This is a genomic window from Aeromonas popoffii (genome assembly GCF_037818705.1).
Classification (GTDB): domain Bacteria; phylum Pseudomonadota; class Gammaproteobacteria; order Enterobacterales; family Aeromonadaceae; genus Aeromonas; species Aeromonas popoffii.
The window spans coordinates 4,171,646-4,184,232 of record NZ_CP149129.1; the positions used below are offsets into that span (position 1 = coordinate 4,171,646).

Below are 12,587 nucleotides of genomic sequence, written 5' to 3' on the forward strand. Positions count from 1 at the left end.
GCGCATCTGCTGACAATGAAAGAGGGATGCCATACAGGCCTTCCTCGCCGCCCACCCGGATGCGAGCGATCAGCGCCAGTATCTGGTGCCCGCTATGGAGGAAGTGCTCGCCGCCAAGATCCGCATGTGCATGAGCGGCGGCAGACTCTGATCATCACGGGGTGACGCGCACGTCTGGCTGACACCGCCCCCTGCACCTGTTCCGCTTTGCAATCAAAAGGGACGCCATGGCGTCCCTGTTTGTTCGTCTCTCGCGGTGTGCAACACCGCCGGGCGGTCAGATCCCCTGACGGGCTTCCTGCATCAGCAGGCGCATGTCGCTCACCGCCTTGCTCAGACCGTCGAAGGCAGCACGGCCTATGATGGCGTGGCCGATGTTGAGCTCATAGAGCTCGGGGATAGCGGCGATGGCCTTGACGTTGTGGTAGTGCAGACCATGGCCAGCATTGACCTTGAGCCCCTTGCCGGCAGCATAGGAGGCGCCGGCGGCAATGCGCTTGAACTCGGCGTTGCGCTCGGCATCCGTGGTGGCATCGGCGTAACGGCCGGTGTGGATCTCGATGAAGGGAGCGCCACTGTCGGCCGCCGCGTCGATCTGGTGCGGGTCGGCATCGATGAACAGCGACACCTGGGCGCCGACGGCCGAGAGGCGCGTCACCGCATCCATTATTTTGTCGAGCTGACCGGCCACATCCAGACCACCCTCTGTGGTCACCTCGGTACGCTTCTCCGGCACCAGGCAGACGAAGTGAGGCTTGATGCGACAGGCGATGCCAATCATCTCCTCGGTCACCGCCATCTCCAGGTTCATCCTGGTCTGTATGGTCTGGCGCAACACCTCGACATCACGGTCCGTGATGTGGCGACGGTCTTCCCGCAGGTGGACAGTAATGCCATCGGCACCGGCCTGCTCGGCCACGAAGGCGGCCTGCACCGGATCCGGATACTGGGTGCCACGGGCATTACGCAGGGTGGCGATATGATCGATGTTCACACCCAGATAGATTTCGCTCATTGATGACTCCTTGAAACACTTCATCTGTTAACTGTGCGGCTGCCGCCTTGGCGCCAGCGCAGATATCCATATGTCACCGTGTGCTGGCTTTGCGCTTTAAAAACAGCTCCCGGCTCTTTAACTGACGCTTACCCAGATAGGGTTGCAGCGCCAGTCGGCTGAAACGTTTGGCCGCCTGCAGCAAGGGAGGGGTATCGAAACGTCCCTCGGCGAAGGCCAGCAGGTGGGCACCGAGGAACAGGGTACGGGGATCCGGCGCCCGCTCGCAAGCGACAAAGCCCAATTCGCGCTCGAAGCCGTAGAGCAGCTCGGGCTGGATCGCGGACTCGTCGTCGGCGGCGTATTCGAAGTCCACCGCATAGCCAAGCGCCTGCAACAGCAGGAACTCGAAACGGCGCAGCGGCAACTCGGGCGTCTCGCCATCCGCCAGCGCCATCAGGGCACGGGCATAGGCGTCAAACACCTCGGGAAAGGGGGTATGGGCTTCCAGCAGGTAGTAGACCAGCTCATTGAGGTAGAGACCGTAGAAGAGACGATCGCCACCGAGTCGCAATGAGTGATCCGGACATTCGACCTGGGCGAGGTTCTTGAGATCGCCCTTGCCACGCCAGCTGATGGTGAGCAGGGAAAAAGGTTGAAGCAACCCCTTCAGAGGGGAGCGTGGCCCGCGAGAACCGCGAGCCACCAGGGTAAATCGGCCACTATCCTGGGTAAACACCTCGACCAGCTGACTGGTCTCCCGATAGGGCCGACTGTGGATGACGAAGGCTGGACTCAGCAATCAGTCATCGCCATAGCCGAGACTGCGCAGGGCGCGCTCGTCATCGGCCCAGCCCGCCTTGACCTTGACCCACAGCTCAAGGAACACCTTGTTCTGGAACAGGCGTTCCATGTCGATGCGTGCCTCTGTGCCTATGGTCTTGATCTTCTCACCCTTGTTGCCGATGACCATCTTCTTCTGGCCATCACGCTCCACCAAGATCAGGGCGTTGATGTGATAGATGCCGCTCTCTTCCACCTTGAAGCGCTCGATCTCCACGGTCACAGAGTAAGGCAGCTCCTCACCGGTGAAACGCATCAGTTTCTCGCGGATGATCTCGGAGGCCATGAAGCGGGAAGAACGGTCGGTCACGTAATCTTCCGGGAAGAAGAAGTTGTTCTCCGGCAGCAGATCCTTGGACCACTCGCGGATCTTCTCCACGTTGGTGCCCTTCTCGGCGCTGATGGGCAGGATATGGGAGAACTTCATCTGCTGGCCCAGCCACTCCAGGTGGGGCAACAGGTCTTCCTTGTCCTTGACGTTGTCGATCTTGTTGACCGCCAGCACCACGGGACAAGGCAGATGGCGCAACTTGCCGAGCACCATCTCGTCATCCTTGGTCCAGTGAGTACCGTCGACCACGAACACTACCATGGCCACGTCCCCCAGCGAACTGGTGGCGGCGCGGTTCATCAGACGGTTGATGGCCCGCTTCTCTTCGATGTGCAGACCCGGGGTATCCACATAGATGGTCTGATGGTTCTCCTCGGTGTCGATCCCCAGGATCCGGTGACGGGTGGTCTGGGGTTTCTTCGAGGTAATGCTGACCTTCTGGCCGAGCAGCTTGTTGAGCAGGGTGGACTTGCCCACGTTGGGACGGCCCACGATAGCGACAAAGCCGCAATAAGTGGTATCTGTCATGACAGTTTTTCCAATGCCTGTTGTGTTGAAAGACCGCGTCTTCTTGGATCAGCAGTAGCTGTCACGACAATCTTTCCAATGCTTGCTGCGCCGCAGCCTGTTCTGCCTTGCGACGACTGGTGCCGACACCGACCAGCGGACCATCCAGGCCTTCCACGTCGCACTGGACGGTGAACTCCTGGTTGTGGGCCTCGCCCTTGACGTTGGTCACTGTGTAGGTCGGCAGGGATTTACGGCTTCCCTGCAAAATTTCTTGCAAGCGGGTCTTGGGATCCTTCTGCTCTATGCCTGGGCGTATCTCGTCCAGACGGCTGGCATACCAGCTCAGCAGCAGCACCCGCACCCCCTCAAGATCAGTATCCAGATAGACGGCGCCAATCACCGCCTCGACCGTGTCGGCCAGAATGGATTCGCGACGGAAACCGCCGCTCTTGAGTTCGCCAGGCCCGAGGATCAAGTGATCCCCGAGGTCAAACTCCCGGCCCAGTTCGGCCAGGGTCTTCTCGCGCACCAGGGTGGCACGCATCCGGCTGAGGTCCCCTTCCGCCGCTTGCGGGAAGCGGTGGAACAGAGCATCGGCAATCACCAGACTCAAAATGGAGTCTCCCAAAAATTCCAGTCGCTCATTGTGACGGGAACCGGCGCTACGGTGAGTCAGCGCCCGGGTCAACAGTTCCTGATCGTGAAAGACATGCCCGAGACGGGACTGCAGTCTGTTCATTTTGATATTCATTTACTTGATTCCGCCAATGCGGTTGAAGCGCACACCTGTCGGTACCCAACTTGGCAGCAGGGAGCCTTCTTCACGCTCGAATTCAAAACTTATCCAGATAGCGACCGCCTTGCCGACCAGGTTCCTTTCGGGCACAAACCCCCAGAAACGGCTGTCGGTACTGTTGTCACGGTTATCACCCATCACGAAGTACTGACCTTCCGGCACGACCCACTCGTCGGGGTAAGTGCCGGGCTGGCGATAATAACGGTCGACCATATCGGGCATCAGCGGGTTGCGAAGAGTCCCGTGGGACACCTCACCCAGTTGCTCGGTATAGCGGTCAAGCGGGATCCCCATCTGGGTAAATTCACCCCTTTGTTCAAACTTGGCGTCGACCTTCTCAAAGCCCGGGCACGTTTTCCCTTCCTGCTCCTCGCACTTCGGCCGGATCATCAGCTCCTTGTCGCGATAGATGACCCTGTCACCCGGCATGCCGACCACTCGCTTGATGTAGTCCACCCGGGTATCCAGCGGATACTTGAACACCACCACATCGCCACGTTTGGGTTCGCCAGTCTCGAGGAACTTGGTGTTGGTCACCGGATCCCGCAGACCGTAGGCAAACTTCTGTACTAGGATGAAGTCGCCCACCAGCAGGGTGGGCATCATGGAGCCAGACGGAATCTGAAACGGTTCAAAGATGAACGAACGCAGAATGAGCACGAGCGTGATGACCGGGAAGACACCGGCGGTCTGTTCGATCCAGACCGGCACGGGGGCAACCTTGGCCAGGGTTTTCTCATCCAGATGGGCGCCGCCATGGGCACGGGCCATGGCAATCTTGGCGGCCCGCTGCTTGGACCAGATCATCTTGTCCAGACACCAGATAACACCGGTGATCGCGCAGACCACCACCAAGATCAGGGAAAACGTGCTTGCCATCGATTAATCCTTTCCTACATGGAGAATTGCGAGGAAAGCCTCCTGCGGCACGTCGACACGGCCCAGGGACTTCATCCGCTTCTTGCCTTCTTTCTGCTTGTTCAGCAGCTTCTTCTTCCGACTCACGTCACCGCCGTAGCACTTGGCAGTCACGTCCTTGCGCAGCGCCTTGACCGTGCTGCGGGCAATGATCTGGTTGCCGATAGAAGCCTGAATGGCGATATCAAACATCTGGCGCGGGATCAGCTCACGCATCTTCTCCACCACCTGGCGACCGCGATACTGGGCGTTCTCCTTGTGGGTGATGATGGCCAGGGCATCGACGCGCTCACCGTTGATCATGATGTCCAGACGGACCATCTCGGAGGTTTCGAAACGCTTGAAACCATAATCCAGCGAGGCGTAACCACGGCTGGTGGATTTCAGGCGATCGAAGAAGTCGAGCACCACTTCCGCCATCGGGATTTCATACGTCAGTGCGACCTGGTTGCCGTGATAGACCATGTTGGTCTGCACGCCACGCTTCTCGATACAGAGGGTGATGACGTTGCCCATGTACTCCTGCGGCAACAGAATGTTGCACTCGGCGATAGGCTCACGCATCTCCTTGATGTTGTTGACCGGAGGCATGGCGGACGGGCTGTCAATATGGATGGTGTCGCCATTGTTCAGCTCAATCTCATAGACCACGGTCGGCGCAGTAGTAATGAGATCCAGATCGTATTCCCGCTCCAGACGCTCCTGAATGATCTCCATGTGCAGCATGCCGAGGAAGCCGCAACGGAAACCAAAGCCCAACGCGGTGGAACTCTCAGGTTCAAAGAACAGGGAGGCATCGTTCAGAGACAGTTTGTCGAGGGCATCACGGAACGACTCGTAGTCATCGCTGGAGATGGGGAACAGACCCGCATACACCTGCGGCTTCACCTTCTTGAAACCCGCCAGCGCTTTTTCGGCGCCGTTCTTGGCTTGAGTCAGGGTATCGCCCACAGGGGCACCGTGGATGTCTTTGATGCCGCAGACAACCCAACCTACCTCGCCACAGCCCAAGCCCTGAGTATCCACCTGCTTGGGCGTGAAGATACCGATACGATCGACACCCCACACCTGACCGGTGCTCATCACCTTGATCTTGTCGTTCTTCTTGAGGGAGCCGTTCTTGATCCGCACCAGAGAGACGACGCCCAGATAGGAGTCGAACCAGGAGTCGATGATCAGCGCCTGCAGCGGGGCATCCGGATCACCTTCCGGTGGCGGGATACGCGCTACGATCTCTTCCAGCACGAAATCAACACCCAGGCCAGTCTTGGCGGAGCAGCGCACCGCATCGATGGCGTCGATGCCGACTATGTCTTCGATCTCCTCGGCAACACGCTCGGGTTCTGCGGCCGGCAAATCAATCTTGTTCAGCACCGGCACCACTTCCAGCTCCATTTCCATGGCGGTGTAGCAGTTGGCCAGAGTCTGTGCCTCAACCCCCTGGCCGGCATCTACCACCAGCAGCGCCCCTTCACAGGCCGCCAATGAGCGGGAGACTTCGTAGGAGAAATCTACGTGGCCCGGGGTGTCGATAAAGTTCAGCTGGTAGGTGTTACCGTCTTGTGCCTGGTAGTTCAGGGTCACACTCTGTGCTTTGATGGTAATGCCGCGCTCGCGCTCCAGGTCCATGGAGTCAAGCACCTGAGCCTGCATCTCGCGGGAGGACAGGCCACCGCAAGTCTGGATCAGACGGTCCGACAGGGTCGATTTACCGTGGTCGATGTGTGCAATAATCGAAAAGTTACGAATGTGTTTCATCGAGCAAGAATCACTCAAAATTAGGTTAGGCCGAATATGGAGGCAGGATTTTACTGGATAACCAGGTCGACGGCCAATCTTTAGTCGACGGAGCACCAGAAATACAGGCCTGCACGGTCAGGAGAGGTTGCGGGTATGGAGTACCACACCCAGCATGCGAGGGCCATATGCCCCCTGATCGAGTCGCGTGGAAAAGTAACGAACCAGTGAAAATCCGATGAGACCACCCAGCAAGCAGCTGAGGATGGTGATCCCCTCCCCCCCCGCCAACAAGGGTGCCAACCAGAGCTGGCCAAGCAGAGCGCCAGCCAGCAGACAGAACAGCGGCAATACATAAACCAAGGCGGCCCCCCGCAGGATACTCGCCTGGGGAATGCCGAGCCTCACTTGCTGGCCGACGCTCACCTCGGCGGTAAGGACAACCCGCAGCCGTTGCTGCTTCATCGGAAACGCCTTGGCAACCGTGCCGGTACCGCAGTTGGACTGTTGATGACAACCGCTGCAGGCGGAGCGCCGTTCGCACTCCACCCAAGCATATTGTCCATCAATGGCCACCACAGTCGCCAGCTCTTCGCTCATTTCACTCACAAGCCGTTTCCACAATAACAAGGGACAGATTGACCCAATCTGAACATGGCAGCCCTGCTTGAGCAAGCGGGAGTGCAAATACGACTACTGTACCGTCTCATTGCGGGCCAGAGGTTGCACCGACTCAGCGATGCGTTTCGCCGTTTCGGCCGGTACTTCGCCCACGACCGTGATCTCGACCCCCACGTCGTTGACGTAACTCACCAGCGAGGTCGCCCCCTGGCGGATCAGCTGCTGGCGCACCGCCTGCTTGGGATCGACCCTGGCCACATAGACCGAAAGATCCACCAGACCATCGGAGAGCATCATGTAATCTACCGGCAAGCTGGTGGTCACCAGCTGGTGCCTGTCCTGAGACAATACCTTGAAGCCATCCGGTAACCAGGTGAGATGCCAGTTCAGCGTCTGCTGCGGCGCCGGGTAGGCATCCTCCATCGCCAGCGCCTTGGGCAGTTTGCTGCCCGCCAGCTTCACCAGCCAGGGCGCAGGGGCACTCTGCCTGTCCAGAGCCACGCCCAGCACCTGCTCGACCAAGTTGCCTTCCCGATCCACCATGTCCACCCGCAGCAACAGCTGGCTCTGCTCATCGACCCAGAGCACGAAGCCATACTTGTCCGCCTCTTTGGGCACCAGCCTGACCACCTGTGCCACCAGACCGGCTACCCGGCTGCGGCCGGCCAGCACGGGATCATAGCTTTCCAGCACCCGGGGCAGCGGCATCTTCACCAGAGTGGCCCAAACACCAGGGAAGCGGGCGCCCTTGAGGGTGTAAGGTTCGTGGCTGTTTTCAAAGAAGGTGAACTCGTCCTGGCGCTGCAGGTACTCTATGGTCTTGCCGTCCAGATAGCTCAGGTGAGCCACCTCCTTGCCATCGATCACCCCATGACTGAAACGTATGGGTTCGAGGCGCCCCTGACGGGCTTTGACCATGGATAATTCGAAATTCTGTTGCGAGACGGCACTCTGCATCTGCTGCAACAAGGCCTCGGCCGACTTATCGTCGGCCGAGGCCTTGGCACATATCAGCAGGAGAGAGGCCAGCAAAATACGGCTGGACTGGCGCACGATCTGCTCCCTAAAAATGCGTTATTCCTGAATCTGCTTGTCTTGCAGCAGACGCTGTTGCAACTGATGGTCACGCAGGAAGGCATTGATGCGCTCACGCTGCTCCTGCATCTGTTGCTCACTCAACCCTTGCTGGCGGGAGGTCGCCCGGTTGCTATCCTGGGGGTAGTGCACACTAACCGGTGAGGCACTGCCACCGACAGGAATAGTGTTGAGCACAGGATTGGTCGGCATGCCGTCATGCCCCTGATACTGCTGCACCCCGAAGATGACGGCGGCGGCGACCGACGCGGCGATGGCATACTGCCCCACCTGCTGACCGACCCGACGAAACAGCGGAACCACTTTGGCAGCGGTGTGAACCTGCGATGCTGTTGGCTTGCTCTCCACCGGCTTGGGCGCCAATATGGTGGGCTCGTCTTCCAGTGCAGCCATGATGCTGTCACTGAAATCCAGCTGCAGATTGACCGGCAGGTCCCCCCGCATGGCATCACCGATCAAGTGGTAACGAGACCAGGTATCTTGCAATGCCGGATCCATTTCCAGCTCGCTCAGAACCTCAACATCGCTCAAGTCACCATCCATCAGGGCCGAGAGTTGCTCTTTAGTTGCCATAAGTTAACCTGTCTTTCCCCAGTTAATTCTCGATCAGAGGTTTCAGCTTTTTATCGATTGCTTCCCTCGCCCGGAAAATACGGGATCTCACCGTACCGACAGGGCAATCCATGATTTCGGCAATCTCTTCATAGCTCAGCCCTTCCAGTTCACGAAGGGTGATGGCTGTCCTCAAGTCTTCAGGCAAAGCTTCTATGGCGGAAAACACTGTGCGCTTGATTTCGTCGGTCAGCGCCAGGTTTTCCGGTGTTGCCACCTCTTGCAAGGCTTCGCCACCACCATAGTATTCTGCCTCGTCCGCCTCTACATCACTGCTGGGCGGCCTGCGCCCCTGAGAGGTCAGATAATTTTTGGCCGTATTCACGGCGATTCGGTACAACCAGGTGTAAAACGCGCTCTCGCCACGGAATGTCGGCAACGCCCGGTAGGCTTTGATAAATGCCTCCTGCGCCACATCCGGCACATCGCCCGGATTGTTGACATACCTGGCAACCAGGTTGACCACTTTATGCTGGTATTTTTTTACCAACAGGTTGAATGCATTTTTATCGCCACGCTGGACCCGTTCAACCAGCTGTTCGTCCAGTAGATTCTGGTCGCTCATCAGAGCCGTAAAACCCCCATCAGGTTATCGTTTTTCTTTTCCGGCCCTTCCTAAGCGCACAAGTTCAGACAGGAGGAATCAGGGAAAGTTCGGTTGCATTGAAAAAAATGTGACGCAGGCTGCATCACTGCCCTCGCTTGGGCTACCATGGTGCCAGTTCTTAATCCAAGCCAATGATACTTATGAAAGCAAGTATTGAATACCTTTGCGATGTACTGATCATTGGCAGCGGTGCCGCTGGTCTATCCCTCGCGTTGCGGTTGGCAGACCAGGCCAAAGTCCTGGTTCTGAGCAAGGGTCCCATCAGTGAGGGGGCCACTTTGTATGCGCAAGGAGGCATCGCTGCCGTTTTCGACGAAACAGACAGCATCGAATCCCACGTGAGCGACACGCTCAACGCTGGCGCCGGGTTGTGTGACTCAGCCGTGGTGGAGTTCACAGCCCGTCACGCCCGCGAGTCCATCCAGTGGCTGATCCAACAGGGCGTTCCCTTCGATCAGGAGCAGGACGCCGAGGGTGAATCCCACTATCACCTGACCCGCGAAGGGGGCCACAGCCATCGCCGCATCTTCCACGCGGCCGATGCCACCGGCAAGGCGGTGCAGCTCACCCTGATCGATCAGGTGCGCTCCCACCCCAATATCCAGCTGATGGAGCGTTTCAACGCGGTCGACCTCATCACCACCCGCAAGCTGGGTCTGCCGGGCAACAAGGTGCTGGGCGCCTACGTCTGGAACCGCAACGCCGAGCAGGTCGAGGTGATCCGCGCCCGCTTCGTGGCGCTGGCCACCGGCGGCGCCTCCAAGGTATATCAGTACACCTCCAACCCGGACGTGAGTTCGGGTGACGGTATCGCCATGGCATGGCGCGCCGGCTGCCGGGTGGCGAACCTGGAGTTCAACCAGTTCCACCCCACCAGCCTGTTCCACCCCGATGACCCCAACTTCCTGTTGACTGAAGCCCTGCGCGGGGAAGGCGCCTATCTGCGCCGTCCCGACGGTAGCCGCTTCATGCTGGAGTTTGACGAGCGAGCCGAGCTGGCCCCGCGGGACATAGTCGCCCGCGCCATCGACCACGAGATGAAACGCCTTGGTGCCGACTGCATGTATCTGGACATCAGCCACAAGCCGGCGGATTTCATCATCAAGCACTTCCCGACCATCCATGAACGCTGCCTCGCAGTCGGCATCGACATCACCAAAGAGCCAATGCCCATCGTCCCGGCTGCTCACTACACCTGTGGCGGCGTAATGATAGACAATAATGGCCAGACCGACATTCCCGGTCTCTATGCCATCGGTGAAGTCACCTATACAGGGCTGCACGGCGCCAACCGCATGGCCTCCAACTCCCTGCTCGAGTGCGTGGTCTATGCCCATCAGGCGGGGGCCGACATCATGGCCAAGCTGCCCATGAGCATTGAACCGCCCCATCTGCCCGCCTGGGATGAGAGCAAGGTGGATAACTCGGACGAGCAGGTCGTTATCCAGCACAACTGGCACGAGCTACGGCTGATGATGTGGGACTATGTAGGAATAGTGCGTACCAACAAACGCCTGGCCCGCGCCAAACGCCGCATTGATCTGCTCAAGCAGGAGGTGCAGGAGTACTACGCCAACTTCCGGGTCTCCAACAACTTGCTGGAGCTGCGCAACCTGCTGCAAGTGGCCGAGCTCATCGTCAACTGCGCCTTGCAGCGCAAGGAGTCCCGTGGCCTGCACTACAACCTGGATTATCCAGACATGCAGCCAGACTCCAAACCCACGGTACTGACGCCGGATCGGGAGTAATCACCCGTTAGGCGTCACCCAAATGACCTCGCCCCGGCGGGGTCATTTGCTATGGGGGATAAGGGTCAAAACGGGCGGTACGATTAACGGGCGGGCGGGGTTAGCCGGATGGCGCGGGCCAGCGCCCTGTAGTGTTCCGGCGCGAGCGCGTCGGAGAAAAGCCAGAGACGCGCATCGGACCTGTCACTTGCCACCAGTTGCAGCCAGAGTGCCCCGGGCAAGATGCGGCTGCGCGTCCCCAGCTGGTAGCGATTGCCCTGCCACTCCAGCCACTGCCCATCCCACACCAGCGTACCGGCATTGCGACCGGAGCGGCGCCAGGCCAGCCAGCCCCCCGTCAGCCAGCAGGGCAACCAGAGTACCCACTGCCAGCCATGGATCAGACTGGCCACAGGCCACCACAACAACAGAAACAGGATCAGCAGCAGAACACGCTGCTGCCGGGAGAGAATGACGGGCATGACCACCCGCATCGGGGATCAGCTCAAGCTGTCGTGGCGCGCCTGATTGCGCTCCAGGATCAGGGGGATCATGGCGGCAAAGGCGGGGTCAGTCGGAACACCGTGGCCCATGCACCATTTGAACAGGTCCGGGTCATCGCTCTCCAGCAAACGAATGAAGGTCTGCTGCTGTTCATCGCTCAGGCTATCGAACTCGTGTTCAAAGAACGGCATAAAGATCACATCCAGCTCGAGCATGCCACGACGGCAGGCCCACTTCAGGCGGGATTTTTCAATTGGGCTCAACATGGCACTCTCCTTACAAAGACCTGTGGATGGTAACAGCTGGATTTTCCGGCTGACAAACATTCCTTACGTCTTTACCATGCAGGTCACATACTTTCTGTCTCTGGAATACCATCGTGAGCCTGCAAACGCCTGTTTTTCCTGCCGAGCCAACCCTTTTCTCCCTGACCGATCTGGCCATCACCAGCCTGACCGGTGCGGATCGCGTCAAATATCTGCAAGGCCAGGTCACCTGCGACGTCAACGCCCTGCAACCGGGCCAGAGTACGCTGGGCGGCCACTGCGATGCCAAAGGCAAGCTGTGGGGCGATTTTCGTCTGCTCTGCCTGAGCGATCGCCTGCTGCTGCTGACCAAACCCTCTGTGCTGGCTCGCCAATTGCCGGAGCTCAAGAAGTTTGCGGTGTTTGCCAAGGTAGAGTTCGCCGAGAACCATGGTCAGGCGGTCGGTGTGGCTGGCCAAGGCACGGATGAGTGGATGGCGGCCCGATTTGCCACGTCACAAACCGGCCTGATCGACGATGGGATGGCGGTGCAGATCGAAGCGGATCGCTGGCTGCTGGTGAGCGATCAGCAGTTGGCGCTGGACCTGCCTGCCGGCAGTGAATCACTCTGGTGGGGGCTGGATATCAAGGCTGGCATCCCGCATATGGAAGCGGTACATCAGGGGGAATACATACCCCAGATGCTGAATCTGCAGGCGCTGGAGGGGATCAGCTTCACCAAGGGCTGCTACATGGGGCAGGAGACGGTGGCCCGCGCCAAGTATCGCGGTGCCAACAACCGCGCCCTGTTCGTGCTGGCCGGCACCGCCAGCGAGCCCGTCGCCTGTGGCGATGCCCTGGAGATCCAGCTCGGTGACAACTGGCGGCGCAGCGGCATGGTGCTCAACGTCTGGCAACAGGCAGGCCATGTCTTGATCACGGCCGTGCTGCCCAAAGACACAGAGGCCAATGCCCGGTTCCGTCTCAAGCAGGAAGAGGGCTCCAGCCTTGCTCTGCAAGCCCTGCCCTACTCGCTGACCGAGTAAG

The 12,587-nt window shown here is 59.1% G+C and carries 14 protein-coding genes and 1 pseudogene; 3 read left to right on the top strand and 12 right to left on the bottom strand.

Features of this window, described 5'->3' with window-relative positions:
• Positions 1 to 25 precede the first annotated feature (25 nt).
• A pseudogene (kbaY, locus tag WJM78_RS19325) lies at positions 26 to 151 on the top strand (tagatose-bisphosphate aldolase subunit KbaY); the annotation flags it as partial.
• Positions 152 to 277: 126 nt separating this feature from the next.
• Here kbaY and pdxJ read toward each other — a convergent pair.
• From pdxJ to rpoE, 10 genes are all read right to left on the bottom strand, one after another.
• Positions 278 to 1,015: a pyridoxine 5'-phosphate synthase gene (gene pdxJ, locus WJM78_RS19330; protein WP_042033771.1), complete on the bottom strand. Its 738-nt coding sequence runs from the start codon at positions 1,013 to 1,015 to the stop codon at positions 278 to 280.
• Positions 1,016 to 1,088: 73 nt separating this feature from the next.
• Positions 1,089 to 1,796 (bottom strand): DNA repair protein RecO, encoded by a 708-nt coding sequence (gene recO, locus WJM78_RS19335; RefSeq protein WP_275929737.1) that lies wholly within the window; start codon positions 1,794 to 1,796, stop codon positions 1,089 to 1,091.
• Positions 1,797 to 2,696, bottom strand: coding sequence for a GTPase Era (era, locus tag WJM78_RS19340; RefSeq protein ID WP_042033774.1), 900 nt, complete (start codon positions 2,694 to 2,696; stop codon positions 1,797 to 1,799).
• 61 nt (positions 2,697 to 2,757) lie between these two features.
• Entirely contained in the window at positions 2,758 to 3,429 is a 672-nt protein-coding gene (gene rnc, locus WJM78_RS19345) for a ribonuclease III (protein WP_042033775.1), read from the bottom strand.
• Positions 3,430 to 4,353: a signal peptidase I gene (gene lepB / locus WJM78_RS19350; RefSeq protein ID WP_339011116.1), complete on the bottom strand. Its 924-nt coding sequence runs from the start codon at positions 4,351 to 4,353 to the stop codon at positions 3,430 to 3,432.
• Positions 4,354 to 4,356: 3 nt separating this feature from the next.
• Complete coding sequence (lepA, locus tag WJM78_RS19355; RefSeq protein WP_339011118.1) at positions 4,357 to 6,150, bottom strand: translation elongation factor 4; 1,794 nt, start codon at positions 6,148 to 6,150, stop codon at positions 4,357 to 4,359.
• A gap of 117 nt (positions 6,151 to 6,267) precedes the next feature.
• Positions 6,268 to 6,729 carry a SoxR reducing system RseC family protein gene (locus WJM78_RS19360; RefSeq protein ID WP_042033778.1) on the bottom strand — a complete coding sequence of 154 codons (462 nt, stop codon included), beginning with the start codon at positions 6,727 to 6,729 and terminating at the stop codon, positions 6,268 to 6,270.
• 93 nt (positions 6,730 to 6,822) lie between these two features.
• Positions 6,823 to 7,803 carry a MucB/RseB C-terminal domain-containing protein gene (locus WJM78_RS19365; RefSeq protein WP_042033779.1) on the bottom strand — a complete coding sequence of 327 codons (981 nt, stop codon included), beginning with the start codon at positions 7,801 to 7,803 and terminating at the stop codon, positions 6,823 to 6,825.
• 21 nt (positions 7,804 to 7,824) lie between these two features.
• Positions 7,825 to 8,418, bottom strand: a complete 594-nt coding sequence (locus WJM78_RS19370) for an RseA family anti-sigma factor (RefSeq protein WP_108535565.1) — start codon at positions 8,416 to 8,418, stop codon at positions 7,825 to 7,827.
• Positions 8,419 to 8,440: 22 nt separating this feature from the next.
• Positions 8,441 to 9,022, bottom strand: a complete 582-nt coding sequence (gene rpoE, locus WJM78_RS19375; RefSeq protein WP_042033782.1) for an RNA polymerase sigma factor RpoE — start codon at positions 9,020 to 9,022, stop codon at positions 8,441 to 8,443.
• Positions 9,023 to 9,204: 182 nt separating this feature from the next.
• Between rpoE and nadB the strand changes: the two genes are divergently transcribed.
• Positions 9,205 to 10,812, top strand: a complete 1,608-nt coding sequence (nadB, locus tag WJM78_RS19380; RefSeq protein ID WP_339011123.1) for an L-aspartate oxidase — start codon at positions 9,205 to 9,207, stop codon at positions 10,810 to 10,812.
• An 83-nt stretch (positions 10,813 to 10,895) separates the two neighbouring features.
• On the opposite strand, the gene WJM78_RS19385 is transcribed toward nadB, so the two are convergent.
• Both WJM78_RS19385 and sdhE read right to left on the bottom strand, forming a co-directional pair.
• Positions 10,896 to 11,273, bottom strand: coding sequence for a protein YgfX (locus WJM78_RS19385; RefSeq protein ID WP_339011125.1), 378 nt, complete (start codon positions 11,271 to 11,273; stop codon positions 10,896 to 10,898).
• Between the two features lie 18 nt (positions 11,274 to 11,291).
• Entirely contained in the window at positions 11,292 to 11,561 is a 270-nt protein-coding gene (gene sdhE, locus WJM78_RS19390) for an FAD assembly factor SdhE (protein ID WP_339011127.1), read from the bottom strand.
• 113 nt (positions 11,562 to 11,674) lie between these two features.
• Between sdhE and ygfZ the strand changes: the two genes are divergently transcribed.
• Complete coding sequence (gene ygfZ / locus WJM78_RS19395) at positions 11,675 to 12,586, top strand: tRNA-modifying protein YgfZ (protein WP_339011129.1); 912 nt, start codon at positions 11,675 to 11,677, stop codon at positions 12,584 to 12,586.
• The last annotated feature ends 1 nt before the right edge of the window (position 12,587 follow it).

Bases quoted from the DNA above. Each gene is read 5' to 3' on its own strand.
- WJM78_RS19360 (WP_042033778.1), bottom strand. From the start codon at position 6,729: ATGAGCGAAGAGCTGGCGACTGTGGTGGCCATTGATGGACAATATGCT.
- nadB (WP_339011123.1), top strand. From the start codon at position 9,205: ATGAAAGCAAGTATTGAATACCTTTGCGATGTACTGATCATTGGCAGC.
- WJM78_RS19370 (WP_108535565.1), bottom strand. From the start codon at position 8,418: ATGGCAACTAAAGAGCAACTCTCGGCCCTGATGGATGGTGACTTGAGC.
- lepB (WP_339011116.1), bottom strand. From the start codon at position 4,353: ATGGCAAGCACGTTTTCCCTGATCTTGGTGGTGGTCTGCGCGATCACC.
- WJM78_RS19385 (WP_339011125.1), bottom strand. From the start codon at position 11,273: ATGCCCGTCATTCTCTCCCGGCAGCAGCGTGTTCTGCTGCTGATCCTG.
- rnc (WP_042033775.1), bottom strand. From the start codon at position 3,429: ATGAATATCAAAATGAACAGACTGCAGTCCCGTCTCGGGCATGTCTTT.
- rpoE (WP_042033782.1), bottom strand. From the start codon at position 9,022: ATGAGCGACCAGAATCTACTGGACGAACAGCTGGTTGAACGGGTCCAG.
- pdxJ (WP_042033771.1), bottom strand. From the start codon at position 1,015: ATGAGCGAAATCTATCTGGGTGTGAACATCGATCATATCGCCACCCTG.
- lepA (WP_339011118.1), bottom strand. From the start codon at position 6,150: ATGAAACACATTCGTAACTTTTCGATTATTGCACACATCGACCACGGT.
- era (WP_042033774.1), bottom strand. From the start codon at position 2,696: ATGACAGATACCACTTATTGCGGCTTTGTCGCTATCGTGGGCCGTCCC.
- sdhE (WP_339011127.1), bottom strand. From the start codon at position 11,561: ATGTTGAGCCCAATTGAAAAATCCCGCCTGAAGTGGGCCTGCCGTCGT.